At 45.7% G+C, this 17,074-nt stretch carries 26 protein-coding genes; 11 read left to right on the top strand and 15 right to left on the bottom strand.

The window, feature by feature from the left end:
* Nucleotides 1–82 precede the first annotated feature (82 nt).
* Entirely contained in the window at nucleotides 83–340 is a 258-nt protein-coding gene (locus tag ICL16_RS45245; RefSeq protein WP_238360573.1) for a hypothetical protein, read from the top strand.
* A gap of 35 nt (nucleotides 341–375) precedes the next feature.
* Here ICL16_RS45245 and ICL16_RS03135 read toward each other — a convergent pair whose 3' ends face one another.
* The 13 genes from ICL16_RS03135 to ICL16_RS03190 all read right to left on the bottom strand — a co-directional run bounded on the left by ICL16_RS03135 (nucleotide 376) and on the right by ICL16_RS03190 (nucleotide 7,968).
* Complete coding sequence (locus ICL16_RS03135) at nucleotides 376–780, bottom strand: hypothetical protein (protein ID WP_190825434.1); 405 nt, start codon at nucleotides 778–780, stop codon at nucleotides 376–378.
* Nucleotides 781–810: 30 nt separating this feature from the next.
* Entirely contained in the window at nucleotides 811–1,404 is a 594-nt protein-coding gene (locus tag ICL16_RS03140; protein ID WP_190825435.1) for a 3'-5' exoribonuclease domain-containing protein, read from the bottom strand.
* Between the two features lie 14 nt (nucleotides 1,405–1,418).
* The gene (locus tag ICL16_RS47595) at nucleotides 1,419–1,727 is read right to left on the bottom strand and encodes a ubiquitination-like system serine protease family protein (protein WP_420485245.1); all 309 of its coding nucleotides are present in this window, start codon (nucleotides 1,725–1,727) and stop codon (nucleotides 1,419–1,421) included.
* Complete coding sequence (locus ICL16_RS03145; RefSeq protein WP_190825436.1) at nucleotides 1,724–2,401, bottom strand: hypothetical protein; 678 nt, start codon at nucleotides 2,399–2,401, stop codon at nucleotides 1,724–1,726. The genes ICL16_RS47595 and ICL16_RS03145 overlap by 4 nt, the downstream gene beginning before the upstream one ends.
* Entirely contained in the window at nucleotides 2,401–3,204 is an 804-nt protein-coding gene (locus ICL16_RS03150) for a phage tail fiber protein (RefSeq protein WP_190825437.1), read from the bottom strand. The genes ICL16_RS03145 and ICL16_RS03150 overlap by 1 nt, the downstream gene beginning before the upstream one ends.
* A 67-nt stretch (nucleotides 3,205–3,271) precedes the next feature.
* Nucleotides 3,272–3,520: a hypothetical protein gene (locus ICL16_RS03155; protein ID WP_190825438.1), complete on the bottom strand. Its 249-nt coding sequence runs from the start codon at nucleotides 3,518–3,520 to the stop codon at nucleotides 3,272–3,274.
* Complete coding sequence (locus ICL16_RS03160) at nucleotides 3,517–3,813, bottom strand: hypothetical protein (protein WP_190825439.1); 297 nt, start codon at nucleotides 3,811–3,813, stop codon at nucleotides 3,517–3,519. The genes ICL16_RS03155 and ICL16_RS03160 overlap by 4 nt, the downstream gene beginning before the upstream one ends.
* 125 nt (nucleotides 3,814–3,938) lie before the next feature.
* Nucleotides 3,939–4,400: a hypothetical protein gene (locus ICL16_RS03165; RefSeq protein ID WP_190825440.1), complete on the bottom strand. Its 462-nt coding sequence runs from the start codon at nucleotides 4,398–4,400 to the stop codon at nucleotides 3,939–3,941.
* 85 nt (nucleotides 4,401–4,485) lie between these two features.
* Nucleotides 4,486–5,109, bottom strand: coding sequence for a hypothetical protein (locus ICL16_RS03170; RefSeq protein WP_190825441.1), 624 nt, complete (start codon nucleotides 5,107–5,109; stop codon nucleotides 4,486–4,488).
* Entirely contained in the window at nucleotides 5,081–5,221 is a 141-nt protein-coding gene (locus ICL16_RS03175; RefSeq protein ID WP_190825442.1) for a hypothetical protein, read from the bottom strand. Before ICL16_RS03175 ends, ICL16_RS03170 begins: the two co-directional genes overlap by 29 nt.
* A 2-nt stretch (nucleotides 5,222–5,223) precedes the next feature.
* Nucleotides 5,224–5,598: a M78 family metallopeptidase domain-containing protein gene (locus ICL16_RS03180; protein WP_190825443.1), complete on the bottom strand. Its 375-nt coding sequence runs from the start codon at nucleotides 5,596–5,598 to the stop codon at nucleotides 5,224–5,226.
* A gap of 2 nt (nucleotides 5,599–5,600) precedes the next feature.
* Nucleotides 5,601–6,998 (bottom strand): DUF4055 domain-containing protein, encoded by a 1,398-nt coding sequence (locus tag ICL16_RS03185; RefSeq protein ID WP_190825444.1) that lies wholly within the window; start codon nucleotides 6,996–6,998, stop codon nucleotides 5,601–5,603.
* Nucleotides 6,999–7,038: 40 nt separating this feature from the next.
* Nucleotides 7,039–7,968, bottom strand: a complete 930-nt coding sequence (locus tag ICL16_RS03190) for a hypothetical protein (protein WP_190825445.1) — start codon at nucleotides 7,966–7,968, stop codon at nucleotides 7,039–7,041.
* A 158-nt stretch (nucleotides 7,969–8,126) separates the two neighbouring features.
* Between ICL16_RS03190 and ICL16_RS03195 the strand changes: the two genes are divergently transcribed.
* From ICL16_RS03195 to ICL16_RS03210, 4 genes are all read left to right on the top strand, one after another.
* Nucleotides 8,127–8,456: a hypothetical protein gene (locus ICL16_RS03195; RefSeq protein ID WP_190825446.1), complete on the top strand. Its 330-nt coding sequence runs from the start codon at nucleotides 8,127–8,129 to the stop codon at nucleotides 8,454–8,456.
* A gap of 16 nt (nucleotides 8,457–8,472) precedes the next feature.
* The gene (locus tag ICL16_RS03200; protein ID WP_238360583.1) at nucleotides 8,473–9,270 is read left to right on the top strand and encodes a tyrosine-type recombinase/integrase; all 798 of its coding nucleotides are present in this window, start codon (nucleotides 8,473–8,475) and stop codon (nucleotides 9,268–9,270) included.
* A 34-nt stretch (nucleotides 9,271–9,304) separates the two neighbouring features.
* Nucleotides 9,305–9,877, top strand: coding sequence for a hypothetical protein (locus tag ICL16_RS03205; RefSeq protein WP_190825448.1), 573 nt, complete (start codon nucleotides 9,305–9,307; stop codon nucleotides 9,875–9,877).
* Nucleotides 9,878–10,011: 134 nt separating this feature from the next.
* Nucleotides 10,012–10,500 carry a hypothetical protein gene (locus ICL16_RS03210; protein WP_190825449.1) on the top strand — a complete coding sequence of 163 codons (489 nt, stop codon included), beginning with the start codon at nucleotides 10,012–10,014 and terminating at the stop codon, nucleotides 10,498–10,500.
* Here the strand turns inward: ICL16_RS03210 and ICL16_RS47600 are convergent.
* Complete coding sequence (locus ICL16_RS47600) at nucleotides 10,497–11,489, bottom strand: DUF6464 family protein (RefSeq protein ID WP_202895402.1); 993 nt, start codon at nucleotides 11,487–11,489, stop codon at nucleotides 10,497–10,499. The genes ICL16_RS03210 and ICL16_RS47600 overlap by 4 nt on opposite strands.
* Before the next feature lie 160 nt (nucleotides 11,490–11,649).
* On the opposite strand from ICL16_RS47600, the gene ICL16_RS03220 reads away from it, so the two are divergent.
* The 5 genes from ICL16_RS03220 (at nucleotide 11,650) to ICL16_RS03240 (ending at nucleotide 15,703) form a co-directional block, all read left to right on the top strand.
* Complete coding sequence (locus ICL16_RS03220) at nucleotides 11,650–12,135, top strand: hypothetical protein (protein WP_190825450.1); 486 nt, start codon at nucleotides 11,650–11,652, stop codon at nucleotides 12,133–12,135.
* Nucleotides 12,117–13,556 carry a phage terminase large subunit gene (gene terL, locus ICL16_RS03225; RefSeq protein WP_190825451.1) on the top strand — a complete coding sequence of 480 codons (1,440 nt, stop codon included), beginning with the start codon at nucleotides 12,117–12,119 and terminating at the stop codon, nucleotides 13,554–13,556. Before ICL16_RS03220 ends, terL begins: the two co-directional genes overlap by 19 nt.
* 94 nt (nucleotides 13,557–13,650) lie before the next feature.
* Nucleotides 13,651–14,340 (top strand): sigma-70 family RNA polymerase sigma factor, encoded by a 690-nt coding sequence (locus ICL16_RS03230; protein WP_190825452.1) that lies wholly within the window; start codon nucleotides 13,651–13,653, stop codon nucleotides 14,338–14,340.
* Nucleotides 14,333–15,055 (top strand): DUF3102 domain-containing protein, encoded by a 723-nt coding sequence (locus tag ICL16_RS03235; RefSeq protein ID WP_190825453.1) that lies wholly within the window; start codon nucleotides 14,333–14,335, stop codon nucleotides 15,053–15,055. Before ICL16_RS03230 ends, ICL16_RS03235 begins: the two co-directional genes overlap by 8 nt.
* A gap of 78 nt (nucleotides 15,056–15,133) precedes the next feature.
* On the top strand, nucleotides 15,134–15,703 hold the full coding sequence (locus ICL16_RS03240; RefSeq protein WP_190825454.1) for a helix-turn-helix domain-containing protein: 570 nt from the start codon (nucleotides 15,134–15,136) through the stop codon (nucleotides 15,701–15,703).
* Here ICL16_RS03240 and ICL16_RS03245 read toward each other — a convergent pair.
* Nucleotides 15,654–16,241, bottom strand: a complete 588-nt coding sequence (locus ICL16_RS03245) for a hypothetical protein (protein ID WP_190825455.1) — start codon at nucleotides 16,239–16,241, stop codon at nucleotides 15,654–15,656. The two genes, ICL16_RS03240 and ICL16_RS03245, sit on opposite strands and share 50 nt — an antisense overlap.
* 206 nt (nucleotides 16,242–16,447) lie before the next feature.
* On the opposite strand from ICL16_RS03245, the gene ICL16_RS03250 reads away from it, so the two are divergent.
* On the top strand, nucleotides 16,448–17,065 hold the full coding sequence (locus ICL16_RS03250; RefSeq protein WP_190825456.1) for a hypothetical protein: 618 nt from the start codon (nucleotides 16,448–16,450) through the stop codon (nucleotides 17,063–17,065).
* Nucleotides 17,066–17,074: the final 9 nt, after the last annotated feature.

The raw sequence follows: 17,074 nt of genomic DNA on the forward strand, positions 1-17,074 counted from the left end.
CGTCGCGGGGACTGTCCACGATATCGCCGTTACGCCGTATTGTGGTGCGCGGCCACTCCCACACATCGTCGGCTATAGCATTTTGAAACGCTTCAGCTTGGGCATCGACCGCGATATCAAAAGCCTGGTTGATAGCGCTGTTGAGCCTGGAAAGATTGATATTTGCCATTTACCCCACCAGCGCAAGGCGAATTATTCTGACCGCAAATCTGGGTGTGATGTACAGCCAAAAGATTGGGCTGCACCAATTCTGAATCAGCGCTTCTCCCCAAACTTTGCAGCATATCTTGAACCAGGCAAGGCTTCTATAGTTAATGGTCATTTCAAAGTTAATGCCTGATATATGTCGAATCGTCGCAAATCCCGTCTTTAACATTAATTTCTCCTAAAAATACCCTTGATTGGTGTGATGAGGTCGATGCCCACCAGATGTACGTAAGGTGATTGCACTGCTGGCATCAGCTTAAATCTTCCTGGCTCAGTCATGCCCAGTACTAGCTGAATTTCGGCTTCGCCCTCCATCAAAAACTGCACCCCTGGTGGATAGGTTTGAGGTTCCACCAGATACCCTTCTAGCAGAATCGCGTAACCATCAGCCCCGGCAAATTGCTGAATTTCTTCGATGTATTTATCGGAATCTTTTGATTCCTTTAGGACGGCGCTGATGGTTTTGTTCTTGGTATTGGCAATAACATTACCAACCTCATTAATGGTATGTGTCCCGTCGGGAACGTCGAAAGTGATTCGGGCATTTTCAAAGCCGAGAAAAGGGGATGTCATGCCCTACCCCCTGGAAAATTTTCCACAGGGTTATACTCGGCTGACTACGCAATCTTCTTCAAATCTTCTCAGGAACTCCCAAGCCTGCTTGTTCCATCGGGCATCTAGCAATGCATTATGCTCCCCCTTGCCCTGTGACGGTAGCCTGGGATTGCCAAGATAGTCGCAGTACTGCTTAATATCGCGGCAATACATCGGAAGTCCTTTAGGTAAGTCCGACATTGTGCCAAAAAGCTGGCAAAAGGCTACCCAGTCGTAGTCGGCATAATACGCCCACACCTCGGGTGTTATTGGTGTTTCAAGTGATTTTAATTCATGATACGAATAACTTTCTATATCTCGTTCAACAACGGGATACTTGATAAATTTCAAAACCTCAAAAGCGATATCGGCACGCGATCGCCAACCCTGTTTTCTGACTTCCTTCCAATTCAAATTAAACAGATTTGGTCTTTTTGGTAGCTTGGGTAATACGTTTTGTTTCACCCAATCCGACGCTTTTGACCAGTCGCAATCATAAGAAATTGCGTAGTATTCACGACCATCTTCGCAAACTACGCCAATGCTTATGATGTCGATAGTTTTACCGTTCTCTATAAATTCTAAATCCATCCAATAGCGCATAAAGGCATACTCCATTAAAGTATTTGTTCGGGTAAGTCAACGGTTCGGCCCACCAGGGAATGAGTGCAGTCTTGAAGGAACCGAATTCTGCCATCGGTTACAAAGCTGTGACAAACCATTGCTTGGACATCTGATCGCTCAACCTTGGCTAAAATGCTCGGTCGAAAAGTCGGCTTATCTAGACTCCCATTGAAAGTCCAGCTCGCTCCAATTTTGTTTTTATACGGACGCGCATGAACCGCGTGTCCCATTTTGCAGCCGGGGCAGTCAAAGAAAAAGCCGACGATCCGACTGTTTTCATAAATTGGAAGTAATTTGCTCACGCTGAAAAAACAGTAAAACTGCCCTTCTCTAAGGTGTACACTCGCCCCAATCCGTCCGTGAGCTTGAAGGTGTAGCTCAGTTCCACTTCACCATCGGGAAAACTTTCCGTGTCAGCGGGTTCAATACTGAAAGCTCCTGTCATTGTTTCAATGCCAGTTTTTGGATCGATGGCGACATCTGTAAGGTGGATATTTGCTTTGACTAGAGTGGGCGCTAGTGGGTTGTCCTTGCGCTTAGCCGTGTACAAGGCTGTCAGCCCCTCTAAACGTTGTCCTGTAATAGTAAAAGAGAGAGGGATTAAATCGCCCTTCACTAATCTAGAACCCGCAAAAGATGAGCCAGCAAGCGTGAGTTTGCCCTTGGGTGGCGGTGTCTGTTCTGCTGCCAGAAAGAATCGCAGAGCAGAAACTATTGTGCTGGCAATGGTTCCGGCGGGCAGCTTCAGCTTGCGCTTGAGCGTGCCAGACAAGCTGCTTGCGATGTTGGCGGTTAGTGGTGAAAGCGAAGGCGTTGCCATCGCCAGAAGCGAACGCACTCTGCCTACTGCTCCGACGCCAGCAGAAGACTTGGTGGTAATCAAGCCATTACCGATATTCTTGACGATTTTGATTTCACCGACATCGGCACTAGTCTCGGTAGCTAAAGTGCCACTAGGGAGAGTTAGTTGTGCCATTAGTCAAGTGTGATGGTGAAGGTGTTAGCGGGAATGCTTGGAATCGTGCCAGTGGTAATCGATTGGGGAGTTCCAAAGGCGTATCTTCCCAAGTAATTTCCACCACTTTGGGCGTCAAAAATTTGCACATTGGTTACAGTTCCCTGGGATGCAGTAGCCTCAGGAAAATTGATATCAAGCGCATTCGCCTTACTGCCAAGGGTAGCAGCAGGGAATAAGTTGGTATTGTTTGCTACACCCACTCTGGCATAAGCTCCAGCGCTCGGTTCTGTGCCTGCTACTGCGTCGGTGGGAGTGGATGTGGCGTAGCCGAAGTACAGGATGGGGATGATATTGAAGGGGACGTTGCCAAGTAGTGTGTTAAGCAAAGCATTCTTCACGTAGTTGCTCAATCCCCCAGTGTTGAATTGAAGTGTGAGAGATGCGGCAGGGATGCGCATGGCGTCGCTCACACCGATACTTATGGGGTTTGCGAGAGGGAAATACACCAGCATGTTGCCGGAAGTTGGGCTATCCCAAATGCCCACTGCCTGTACCAATCCGTGGTTAGAAGTAGCAGATTCAAATTGGATTTCTATGGCGTTAGTTTTAATCTGGTTCGCTGTCACCGGAAAGTTTGTAGTGTTGTTAGTGACGGCTACCCTTTGATAGTTGCCAGAATTTGGCTCAGCGCCCGGTCCTGTTTCCCCAGGAACGCCGACCATGTAACCGAAGTATAAAATATTTGGTATGGCGTAAGGAACACCACCAAATAATTGATTTAACAACTGAGCTTCAGCGTAGTCTGAAAGACTTCCAGGCATGATTTTTACAATTGAGGTCTATTTGATGGTTCCCTAGTTGGGAGCAGAGAATAACGCAGCAACAATACTAATTGCCTTCCAAGACCGCCAACCTGCGCTCCATGTCTGTCAGTTTTTTGTCAAGAATAGCTTTATCCTTTGCCGCATCTAGAGCAGAGTATCGGCTTTTGGTTCTTGTATTTATGCCGTCTTGTATGGAATTTATTTCTTTCCAAACTTGAATTGAATTGATAGATAGTCCGATTAGTAAAACTACGCAAACGCCCGTAACGTAGTGCAATCCACTCACTTTTTTCTCTAGTTTTTTCGCAATCATTTGTTTCTTTTAGTTCTTTTTTCTATAGCAATCATGCGTGCTTCTAAAGTAGTAATTCGCTTATTTGTATCTTCATTTTTTTCTTGGTAAGTATCTTTAATGTTAGATATTTTTTCCTCAATTATTGTTGATTTTACCTGCAGTCTAGCTATATCTAAAGCCGAATTATTGACTGTATTCCAGGTAGAGATACTCAGGAATCCGATGATTGAAGTAATGACGCCTACAAGCGTTTTAGCAACTGGGCTTAATTCCATCGTCGCCTTGACCTGAGGTTCTTCTTGACTATCCATGAAGTGAGAAGTTTATGGGGGCTAAAATAGTTTTCCTACCTTGAAGGAAAACGTCTAATGGAAGGAGGAAAAAGTAAGAGTTCGTCAATCGTCCTTTTTCCCTTTTTTCCTTCTCATAGCTGCACTTAGCTTCTTAAAAGCATTCCTCCGCCCGAATTATTCGGTGAAGGTGGTAATCCCAAAAAATAGCGTAATTGCTCAATAAAATCATCCCTTTGCGTTAACATTCCTGAAGATCGCCCGGTATCCCATTCCAGTACATCAGCTTTCCTCAGTGCGCCATTGGGAGAGCTTCGCTCGGTTATAATTGCCCGTTCAATTGTTTGTAAGCCCTCCAGTAACTGAAGGACTTGCTGCACCAGGTACTCAGATTCAGATTCTATCTTGGTAAGCCGCTGCCAAATATCTTCCTTTTGAAAAAGCAGCGGCACGGGGCGATTTTTTTGGTATTCAGTGGGACTGAGGGTGGCGTCGAAGCGGTAGAATTCCCCAGAGTAATCCCCGTATTGCGATCGCATGGTATCGGTACGCAGTAAGGCTTGATTTAAGAGGGTGAGGATTTGGTATCTTTGCTCTAGCGTAAACATAGGTGCTTGGTTATACTTACATTGTTTGCTGACTGAGGGGTCTTAGTACGACCCTAGCCCGTGCGTATACGGGCTTTTTTAAATTTCAACTAAACCTAAATCCTCCGTAACTCCGTTTTTGATATACCAAGCGACACCGACATCTGCCACCACACTGACAATTTACTCCTGGTGGAGTGAGGCGGTGGATGGGTGTCCACTCTAGTCGCTGGAGACTGATGCAAGAATCGCAGTGGCGGCTTTGCGGATCGAGAAGTCTTTTGGCAAGAAAGCCGTATTTGCCCCGACTAGTAAATTCAGCTTCAAAAAATGATGTGCGCGAACTAGCCGCGTACATGGCTGCACGACTTAGTATTTGTTTCTCGGAAAGCTTGCCGTCCGCCAAGTCCTTACCAAAGCCATCCAAGAATTGGTATTGTTTCTTGAGTTCCGCACCCACTTTGCCGTAGTGTGTAGGTGTAAATTGCTCCACCCCGCCTGCGCCCACAGCCGCGTTGCGTAGGTGGGATTCCTTCAGGGATTGCGCTATCCTAGTTTGGAATTCAGCAATGTCGATTTTTCCTTGATTTAGAAGCCGCGCATGTCCTTTCAGGCGAACTTCCAAGCGATTTACTTCCTCGCCCACTACCTTAAGGACCTCAGAATACTTGACAAATCGCCCGGTTTCAGCATTGCGATATCTATGAGTTTGCGGATCGAACTGTAGCATTGATAAAGGGTTTGACTGTGGGGTGCGATCGCTTTTTCATCTCCTCGATGTCCTGGCTTTTGATCATGGCTAGTTCGAGGAGTTGCTTGAGTGGGAGTGGTTTTCCCTCCATAGCTAACCCTCTGGAAAATTTTCCATAGGGGTGGTAGAGCGCTTGAATTGAATCAATGCTTTGGCTAGAGCATTAATCGCTTGCTCTTCTGCTAGTTGTTCGGGTGTGTCGTTTTCGATACCCAGCGGAGCAAAGTGTAGGTGCAGCAATTCGTGGACTAGCGTTTCTTCCATATCTTGAGGGCGCATGGAATCGCACGGATAATCCTCAGGCTTAATCAATTTGATATCCGCGATTTTTTTGCCAATGTTGTATGTTACGGAGCCGGATAAACTCTCCCCCATTTCTCGTAAAGAAACAATCTTCACATTGACGTCCCAGTCTTGAAGTTTCAGTCTCTGTTGCCATTGAGTGCAAAACACTTGCCAATCTTCCATCGCTATACCTCTTCTATTTGAATTTGGTTTCCAGCCGCTTCAGTTGCCGCTACCTCAGCGTCAACATCGAACTGCCTTGGCAGTACCTTACCCCTCTGCAGCAACAGCAGTAAAGTGCGCTGGCTGATAAATCCTGTCTGAGCCAAGGATTCCAGCTTTTCCGTCGCTTGCGGATCGAGGGGCATTTGTAGTAGCGAATCGTCCATAGCAATACTTCCCCCCGTCGGCTCCCCGGTGTATTGCACCCAAAGTTGGAAGATTTGCTGCGCTGCACTTTCCTTGCGGCGTGCCACACCCTTGAGGTTGGCGCTAGTTTTGGTGGAATCCAGTACCACTTCTGTGGCGGTTTTTTGATGCTTGCCACTGGTGAGAAAGTCTAACGTCATTCTGTCCATCGCTGCTTCCCGATCCTTTATGTCTTCCCTAGAAGCGGCAATAGCTGCTCCACTGGGTTCGGCGAAGAAGAAGTCCCCATTTTCTGGGATGTCAATTACGGAATTTGGTCCTATTACCAGAGGCGGGACTTTCTGCAAATCGTCAGCAGTGCGAATCAGTCCCCGACGCACTGGCACTGGTAGGTTGCATTTCCTCAAAACCTCGTTTAGTTGGCTGCGCTTCTGATAATGTTCGATGTTGATTTTCGCCAGGTTTAAGAAAGGGGGTTTAGCGGAGAAAAGCTTTCCTTCAGTTACGGAATAACAAACTAGTGGAATCTCGCTGAGGCTCGTTGTGCCACTATCTACGAGGATCAATTGATTTTGCCCACCCGAACCCTCGACTATTTGATAAACCGCGTATTCACCTGGCTTGAGCACTCGGTAGTAGATTTGTTCTACCTCGCCGAATTCCCCATCCGGCTCCAACCGTCTCTCCTGAATGGTAACTCGCTGCAGCTTGGGCTTTCCTGAAACGTAGGCGAAGCGCCAGTTGAGGATATCTCTTCGGTCAATTGCTACTAAATATGGATGGCGATCGCTTGCTAGCAAATCCGCCTGTGATTGGATGTCGGGATTATCGGGCGGGAATTCAACCAAAATCGCGCACCAACCATCCCGCAACACCATTTGATCGGCTTCATGAAAGAATGACCAAATGTCGTTACCTTGTTGGTCGATATTGTCCTTGTTGTCTAATATGCTTTGCGCGGCGTCTTGATTCAGTGAAAAAACGCTCAAAAGTCCTGCGTAGTCTTTAATTGCAGGCTCAAATCTGTTGTCAAAAGTCGTTCTTTTGATGCGATCAGCGTAAGCTTTGGGAGGCTCCTTGGTTTCTTGCGGGAGATAAGATTTTTCAACTCCCTCCAAGTCATTCCAGCAATCCCAAAGCAGCTTCAACTTGCCGACAGCAGCAGCGGCGGCATGTGAAAGAGATAATGGTAGATTTTTCGCTTCTTGGGACAAGGCTAATAGGTGTTACGTGTCCATCCTATTAGCTGTTCCCCTAGTTTTCTTCTGGTTCGAGTTCGGGTTCTTTAACAGGGGAAGCGATCGCTTCTAGGTAAGTTTTTGCTCCAGCGACAAGTTTTGGTTCAATCTCTCCGATATTTGCGCCAGGAAAGAACTTTCGGTAAGCCAAAAATAATTTCTTTCTTAGAGTTGTCCCAAACTCGCTACTGCCTTCAATGAAAGCAGATGCGGCGTCTGTTAAGGTTGTATCCTCAAGCTTGACTTTGCTGAAGAAGTTGGTAAGAGTTTGCTGAATCCCTTTTTCTGTCAAATTGGGAGATCCGGCATTTTTGCCAGACTTGACGCTGGCAAGGTCATTAATCGTTAGTTCTTCAGCCAGAATTTTGGTGGATTGCTTTTTTGCTTTTGCTGTCGTCGGTTTGTCATTGGTGGCGGTAGCGGATTCCTGGGTTGTTACCTGCTCTGCGTCCTTGAAAGATTTAGCCCATCGTAGAACAATTTGGTCGAAATGAGTTTCTGCGATCATCTCGCTTGCGTCCTCTTGCGGGTAGATGACGGCTCCAATCCTGCCAAGCATCATTTTCACTTCTTTGATTGGCTTGCTCGTTACTCTCGCTAAAGTCTCAATTTTTAAGAGCTTTGATTCTTGCGTAACGCTTTCTTGTTCTGGCTTCTCGATAATTGCAACCATGCTTGTATCTCCTAAGTTATTTTCTAATTTAGCAACAGGAGTGCCAGCGCGGTGCATGTAAATTTCGTAACCCAGCAAATTTTTGATTTTTTGAGCGATCGCTTTGGAATTTGCTGCCAGTAAAGAAGCAGTGGTATCGTCTCGATATTTAATCACCAGTATTGCTCTTCCACCCGCAATTATGAGGTATGGGGTTGTGCAGCACAAGGCAAAGCCGATTTCCAAATCGTCTTCAAAGATACGTGATAGCAGGATAGCATTATCGATTTTCATAAAGCCAACTCAAGCGGCAATCTATAATGCCTGCAAGGATTAAGAAATTCTGAAGAGGAGTACAACATTACCACACTTATGTTGTAATCGTATAATTTATAACTTTTTGCAGGGAAATGCCTAACCTTTACATATTGAAAAACCGCAAAACGATACTGATGGACGACGAAGAAGCTTGGTATAAATGGATATCAAAAGCCACGGATTCTGGCAAGCGCATTATTGCCTGCAACAGGCTAGACGAAGATTTACTTGTTGTGACAATGTTTATAGGCATTGATGTCCAGGTGCATGAGGGCGGCTTCCCGCTGCTATTTGAAACAACCATCAATGGCGGTAACTTTGATGGATATCAAAAAAGATTCTCTACTTACGACCAAGCAGAAGCAGAACACGCCAAAATCGTGAAGGCTCTTCTCAGGAATCTTAGATCTGTAGAGCTTTTCCCGTGCCGCTTTGAGCAACGAATTAACCAGAACATCAACTGACGAGGCACTTATTAATATGTGGCTGCACGGGCGTCCGTTAACCACGACAGATGCTTATCGCCGCAGCGTCCAGCACTTTTTGATTTTTACAGGGAAAACGCTTTCTTTGACGGCACTAGAAGACTTGCAATCCTACGCCACGCATCTACACAATTCCGGCATAAAGGAGTCTTCCATCCGCACCAAACTTAATTCGATAAAATCCCTTTTCACCTTCGCGGCGAAACTCAATTACGTCCGCTTCAACGTCGCCGCTGCACTGCGCATCCCCAAAGGTAATTCGTCCCTGGCAGGCAGGATACTCAAGCAGCAAGAAGTACTGAAACTGGTTAATTGTCCGGGTTTGAGTTTGCGCGATCGCACTCTCCTTAAGCTCATGTACGCTACCGGGATGCGGGTCAGTGAAGCGTGTCGCCTCAAGTGGAGCGACTTTCACGAGCGGGATTCAGGGGAAGTGCAAGTCACCGTGCTGGGGAAAGGGAGCAAGTTGCGCACAGTGCTAGTGCCAATTGCGGTGTGGGTGGAGTTGGTGCAGTTGCGGAGTGAGTCCGAGTTCGTTTTTGCCACAACGAACGGTACTGCTATTGATAGAATCATGGCGCATCGGATAATCAAAGATGCGGCGACTAAGGCGGGTGTGAATTCAAAGGTATCCGCCCATTGGCTAAGGCACTCACACGCCACGCACGCTTTAGCCAAGGGTGCGCCATTGGTGCTGATACGAGACAGTTTAGGACATAGCTCCATAGCTGTTTCGGATAAATATTTGCACGCAAATCCTACTGATTCAAGTAGCAATTATCTAGGAATTTGATATTATGTTTTATTGCTGTTTTTGTGCGTAAAACATGCCTCATGTCGCCATTGTACAAATCAAGGGATTAACGCCTTATTCTCAGTCTAAGCCACACCAAACTGAAAAATTAAATAAAGAGTCTCCTGATGACTTTGAAAAAAGAACTTGGAAAGAAAAGTTACACTATGACGAGCAAGGTATAATATTCATCCCGCCAATGGCTTTTAAGAATTGTATTGCTGAGGCTGCCAAGTATTTGGGCAAAAAAATACCAGGAAAAAGGGGAGCTACTTACACAAAGCACTTTGAAGCAGGCGTTTTAGTTACAGATCCAAGCTTGCTTGGAATACATAAGGATTTGATAGTTGGAGATTGGATTTTTACCCCCTCCGATGGCGTCAAGGGGTCTGGCAAGCGAGTACACAAATGCTTTCCCATAATTCCACCAGGTTGGCAGGCGAAAGTGGAATTTTTGATACTTGATGATATTATTACTGAAGGTGTTTTCGTCGAACATCTAGAACAAGCCGGACAACTCATCGGTATCGGTCGGTTTAGACCCCGTAACGGTGGTTATTACGGACGGTTTGTGATAGAGAAGTTTGATTGGAAACAGATGAGTTAACGACTTCGCTCCTGTCTGCTCCACTCAGGTCTATTCCCGTCTACTCGACTCAAGTCAACTCAAGGCAATCAATTATGAGATTTAACAGTTCTTGAGACTTCTCGTCTCCGCTCTACTCAAATCAAGGCATTTTTATGACAAAGCGTCAACCAGAAACTGAAGCTTTAATATCTTACCTCAAAACTTGTGCTGATTCCAAAGCAGTTGCCAATTACGAGGCAATATCAAATGCCGTCGGTTTTGACGTTCTCAAGAACAGGTCGCGCTTGTCAAGAGCGATAGAGGCGTTACAAAAAGACTACGGCTACGTGGCAACTTGCTTACCTCAAGTCGGATACCAATTTCTAAAGGATGGAGCAGTCATTGATACTGTTGCCAAGCAGTTTGAGTCAAAAATTAGGAACCAAGTTGAGCGAACAGAATCTCAACTACAAGCTATCGACTGGAATCATCTTAATCCAACTGAAGTCAAAAACGCGATCGCCTGTTCAATTCGAGTGCAGGCACACCGTCAACTCACTTCACCTTTGTTCAAGCTTGCATCATTCGAGGTGGCTTCTCGAAATGACAAATTTCTGGATTCAGCCAAGGCAGCGGCGGAGCTAATGAAGGCAATCGGTTAACTAGGCGTCGTGGGTTCATAATGAATGCATCCTTCACAAGGACCACATGGGTTAATTGCGCATCTGATGTATGGCGATCGCGCATTGTACTGGCAACTGGTGTCGCCTATCGCTTTTATCCCCTCGTCGCCGTATCCGCTAAAGTCAAACCCGGCAAAATGAGGCACGCGCCACATCTCCTCCAACACGGGATACTCTATTCTCTCGCTTCTTCGTAGTGTCCTGGTATTCCTGATCGGAGGTAATGGGCGAGTTGTGGCAACTTCAAGGAAGTGCCGAAGCATTTGTTCGTCTACCCCTAATGCACGAGCGCCTTGTGTAACTGCTGATTCTTCGGGATGCTCAACTCTTGACGACTGCGGCGCAAAGCTCGTCCAGATCTTTAGTATTCGCCTACTTGTGTTGACATCTATTTGTATCCGTTCACCGAGAGGAGAGAAAACAAAACGATAAGCACCATCACTTCGTGGTTGAATATCCAGGATTGCGGCTTGCAAGTGTATCCCGTCGAGTTCTATTGCGCTTCCAAGCTGATTTGATATGCGACACATTGGCGGCAACATTGTTTCAATTGTTACTCTATGACCGCCTCCCGCAAAAGTAAATAAGGTTACTTCGCTGACTGGAATTTCTACAGAAAGATCACCTTCTGTGATAGTCAAGAATTTCTGAGAGGGCGATTCGACGATTTCCCAGTATTGACAGCTATTGTTACCGTGATACTCCAAGAATCGAGAGACGACGTGGTTGGCGGCGCTTGAGTAACCCAAATTCAAAAGCATTTTCTCGTCGATGGCGTAATGGAACGCCATTGCTCTGCCGTGTATTCGCCAACAGAAGTGCAGACGCCAGCGGTGATCCATGTAATAAGCATCGACATCGATTCGTGATTCGATACGCTTTGCGATCGCCTCAATAACCGGGAGGATATTAGAAACACAAACCATATGATGCGCTGTCCGGATTCGTACTGCCCAGTTTCGAACCACTATCGTTTCAACCAGATCCATTGCGCTCCACACCTCTTAAACCTAGTTGAATTATACCTTATCCAAAATTTCGGACAAATCAGACAAAAAGCCAGAAGCTTTGTATATAGGGAATTCTGGCTTTACCTCCCGCTTGAGATTCGTACTTAATTTCTAAATAATGTCCAGGAGCAAAGACACAGACAAAATAAAGCTCGCCGAAGCCAAATTCATCACAGGTGAATCACCAGAAGACATTGCCGTGCAACTTGGTGTCACTCGGCGCACCATCGATAGATGGGCAATGGATGGCAACTGGCGCAACTTGCGAGAAGCGAATTCGCAGACTAACGTTGTTCCCATCACATCACGGCAACCAAAACCCAAAACCCAGCATCCATTGCCTGCTTTTCACTCTATTCGCCATGCAAAAATAGACGACTTGGAGATTATCGAATCAGCACTCTCTCAGTTGCACGCATCGCTACCAGAAGCTGAAGACAAATCCAAAGGCGCTCTTGCGGGCGCGATCGCACGTCTTGTAGAACTTCGTCGCAAGCTACAGCCCGAAACCGTGCGCGAATTGGCGGAACGAGCAATTGAGTTAGGCGTTGGTCCCGATGAGTTTCTCCAGGAGTTAAGGAATGCGTGGGCAAGAAGAGCATAAGGCAACAGTGGGAAGATGCGCTCTCACTGCTGGAAGCTGAAAACAGTGACGATCGCCGCATTCTCAGCTTTCATGAATTTGTTGACAAGGTTTACCCTCGCTACAAGTGGTATCGCCATTGTCAAGTTTTAGCTAACGTACTACAGCGTGTAGCAGATGGGGACTTAAAACGAGTAATGGTATTTTTACCTCCTCGGCACGGTAAGAGCGTGCTAGTTTCCAAACTTTTCCCCGGCTACTTACTCTACCGTCACCCACAAAAATGGGTAGGTTTAAATTCTTATGCTGCCGAACTTTCTTACACCTTTTCCCGCGCATCTCGCGACGCTTATAGGGAAATGGGCGGAAAAATGCGTGATGACGCGGCAGCTGTCAAGAACTGGGAAACTCCGGACGGCGGAGGATGCTGGGCAGCAGGCGTGGGCGGTCCGATCACTGGTAAGGGTTTTGGTAGTGCAGGTATAATCGACGACCCACTAAAAAATGCCAAAGAAGCCTTATCCGCTACTATCAAACGCGGACATCAAGACTGGTACGGCTCGACTTTCTACACCAGAGGTGAGCCGGACGCCCCAATTATCTTGGTAATGACGCGGTGGGCAGAAGATGATCTTGCAGGTTGGCTACTGCAGCAAGAACTAGAAGATGAGCCAGAACACTGGCATATTGTCAACTTCGAGGCAATCAAAGAGGATTGTCCGCCGAAATTTCCATCTACTTGCACTGTTGAGCCGGATTGGCGAAGCCCTGGAGAAGCACTTTGTCCGGAGCGCTTCGACTTACCTAAACTCAATCGACTGCAAAAACGACTGGGAAGCTACTTCTTTCAAGCGCTTTACCAACAACACCCATCACCGGCGGAAGGTAATTACTTTAAGCGATCCTGGTGGCAGTTTTACAAAGTTGCCCCCAGCGACTTTGACATAGTTATTCAGTCCTGGGATTGCGCTTTTAAAGAAACCAATACCTCGGACTACGTGGTAGGGCAAGTCTGGGGTAAGCGCGGTGGACAGTTTTATTTGCTGGATCAAGTGCGTGCGCGAATGGATATCAACGCTACGCTACAAGCCATTCGCGCCATGTCCGCCAAATACCCCAATTCCACTGCCAAATTAATCGAGGACAAGGCGAACGGCACAGCTGTGATTGACTTGCTGAAGCGAGAAATACCGGGGTTAATTCCCATCGAACCAGAAGGGGGTAAGCAAGTTCGAGCCGTGGCGATCGCTCCCTATGTGGAAGCTGGTAACGTTTTTCTGCCCGAATCAACTAGCTGGGTAGGAGATTATATTCAAGAATTCAGTGTTTTTCCTAACGGCTCTAACGACGATCAGGTTGACAGCACTAGTCAAAGTATTATCTGGCTGTCAAGTAGAATTAGCTGCTGGTCGATCAGCCATGAAAATTCGTGGGGCACTTAAAATTATTAAAAAATAATTAAACTCAAGTACCTCTACTGAGTTAAATATTATCTCAGTAAAGTTAATCTGAGATAATATTCCTCAATAACTAATTATGGTTAAAAGTATAGAAAAAGCTGGGAATGCAGTCTTAGATCCTATTAAAAAGAGGAATGATTTGGCACAAAGAAACGCAAAGCTCGTGCATAAAGTTGTGCATCAAATGAAAAACTCTTGTCGTGAGTCTCATGAGGATTTGTACCAAATTGGATTTATAGGACTTCTGAAAGCCGCTAATAGATACAATCCCAAAACAGGCAATGCTTTCAGTTCCTTCGCTATCCCATATATTCGCGGGGAAATTCAACATTATTTACGAGATCAATGGCAAAGCGTAAAAATCCCCAGATCGGCTTTAGAGCTGAGAGCCAAAGTCAAGAGAATTAAGAAGTCTCTTGACTCTTTGGGGCGAAATATTGATGAATTGCAAATTGCACTAGGACTAGGGATGGAGGAAAGCCAATGGCGGCTTTTGGATAATATTAATAGCAACGTAACAACTAGTCTGGATGAACTAGTTTACGAGTTAAAAGCAGAAGAAGTAGAAAAAGCACCAGAAATAGAAGAACATTTAGATAAGCTTCCTTTTCAACAAAAAAATGCTATTTTAGAGAGATTTTTAATTGGATTGAGCATTGAAGAAATTGCCAACCGTAACGGCGTAAGTACGCAGTTAATTAGAGCGCGTATAAACATAGGGCTAAGTAAAATTCGCAGAGAAATTAAGTCAAACTATTATGAATAAAGAAATATGTTTGCAATCGTTGGCAACTAAAATAAACGCGGCTGTAGGAAGAGCAGCAGGATTTTACGAGCAAGGTATTAGCAATATCAAAAGTGCGCTACTTTGCGATAAAGAAGCAGGAGAACTGTTAATTGAAGCGAAAGTCTCCCTACCTCATGGAGAATTTATCTCCTGGATTGAGAGCAATTGCAGTTTCTCGCGATCGCACGCCCACCGATTGATGTCAATTGCCAAAAATTGGGAGAAGATCCTCCGCAATTGGGAAGCCAAATGTCCCACATGTGAGACATTTAACGAATCCCCTTTACCTTCACTTAGAGCAGCCCTGGCGCTAGCTGCTGCCGAACCCAAGCTTGAGAAAGAATCTGCAAGCCAACAAGAATACAAGGTTTCAAACCCCAACCACCCTTGTTTCGGTGAAGTCGTGGAAGTTACTAAAGAGATGCACCAGGGCGATGTCCTAGTCTGCAAGACTCCAAGTGGCGACGAGTTTCCTTTTTTAAAGAAAGAGTTGATAGCCCCTGATGCACCAATAGAAGAGGTTTTGGACGTTGAAATCATTGAACCTGTAGCCGACAAATCCGATAAATTACGGGAGACTATTGCACACGTAATCGAGTATCTTCCAGAACAAGTACTTCAAGCTCTTCTTTCTCAAGCTCTCTTGATTGGAAGAGAATATTTACCAGAAGACATCGATTTCAAGGTGGCATGATGATTGATTTATTGATAGAAACTACTCACGTTTTGTCTCTTGTCAGCATCGGAATAATTTTAGGCATCCTATTAGTTTATGCCTACTATTATTCGTAGCGACACTGTGCGACAATACCTGTGTCGTTTGTTGTCGCTTGTTGTCGCCGCTATGGACAAAGCCGCTGCTGCTAAGTTTTTGGGCGTCTCTCAACGCACTATAGAGAGGTATGTCAAAGACAAGAAAATTGGCGTGGTTTATGTTAACGGTACGCCAACCTATTCAGAAGAGGAATTGACTCGCTTTAAGGATGAATTACAAGCGCCAATTCATCAACCAAGTCTTGCGCCGACAATGAACGACATGGACTTGTCGCCGTTTGTCGCCCCTGCCCAAATCGATGAGGGACTTGAGTGCTTGAAGGCGATCGCGCATCATTATTATCTAGTTGGATTGCAATCCAAAATGGTATTGAGCCTGAGCGAAGCCGCTCTAATTTCGGGGATAAGTGAAAAGCTTTTAAGAACGCACATCAAAGCAGGAAGTTTGAAGGCGATAAGATTAGGTAAAGGTTGGAAATTGCGCCAAGTCGATCTACAAGATTTCGTGGATCAGCTATTTAACCAAGTACCCCTAATTGGTGCAAAACCGAACCATCCAACACGGTAGTATCAAAGTATCTTCTACCTGAGTCCTGGCACAGCCGCATGAACTTGGCGTGGGATTGAGGATATCTCCCCACCAAGCAGCCAGCAGACCATTTCCCAACAGTTTCGGGTGCGTAACTGGTTGTGTGCTGATTGATACCGAACCAATTTCCTGTGTCAATGCGATCGCCTGTGCGGAACCCATCCTTGTTAAAATCGCGATGCACCTTGACATCACCGCATTGTACGATCGCATACTGCCCCTTGTGATTGCCAAATGTCCACGCATCGAGATATTGCCCAAAAGCAATTCGTGCTGCACCGCCGGGATTCATTGGGAATTTGGTGTACCAAATTCCTGGCTCCGTAGTTGCCTGATTACAAAGCAGGATCTCACCATCATCGCGGATGACGCAACGCACATCGTTCCAGTAATCTATTTTGTCGTCATTGAGGGCGAAAGTATCGGGATCTACGCCTTCAATGTAGACAATGTTGTAGGCGCGAATTCGGAATTTTTCCGACTGTAAATATTCGAGAATTTTTAAGCCTGCGCTCATTTTATTAACTTAATAAAGTTAATAGTTGAATTCCCGTGCTTGACGTTTTTAATTCTTAAGCTAAAATCGAAAAATGCTTGGGTGAGCAATTATAAAAACAAAATTTAAATTCAAAATGTGTTGACTTTTTGCCTTTATGACGCGCCTCCGCGTCTTTTTTTTTGGGACGGGAACAATGCGTTGCGATACTCTAACTAATAAACGCAATGTTAAAACTTCCCTTTAAAACGTCTCCCAAAGAATTTGATAAAGTTGCTGTAGGTCATGAATCTATCGGTGAATTAGAATTACCAAAGTATGGTGACTTGAGTCCCAACGAGCGCATTTTTATTAAAGAAAATTCTGATAATATTCCCGACATTCGTAACAGCGCCGTGAAGATGGCACGGACTATTGCCACTAAATCTGGCAAGAAAATGCTGGATGTGTACAATGCTTTGACTATGGGTGATAGTGAATTCTTGGGAGACTATTTAGAGGAATTTGTTTCATTCCAAGAATTACTAGAAGAGAATTCCAGACAGCGTAATTTGCTAATGGCGACGGCAATTATTAAGTTTCGCCTATGCGGTGATTGGGGGCTGGAAAATACCTTTGATGCCACTCAAATCCATCCACAATTGGTGGACGCCTTAGCTACTTTTGCTCGCAATGAAGAGGCGGGGTGGAAAGATGCAGAGCCGACGACTGAAGATGATTTGGGAAACTCGACAATTCCCCAGGAGAACCAGACTGGGGAGAGATCTACTGGCGAATTAGGCGCTACTTCCCCCACGAGCAAAGGTTTCGCGCCAGTAGCTTCGGATATCAGCCAACCTGGTTAATCCTCCAGG

The organism is Iningainema tapete BLCC-T55 (assembly GCF_014698965.1).
Lineage (GTDB): Bacteria > Cyanobacteriota > Cyanobacteriia > Cyanobacteriales > Nostocaceae > Iningainema > Iningainema tapete.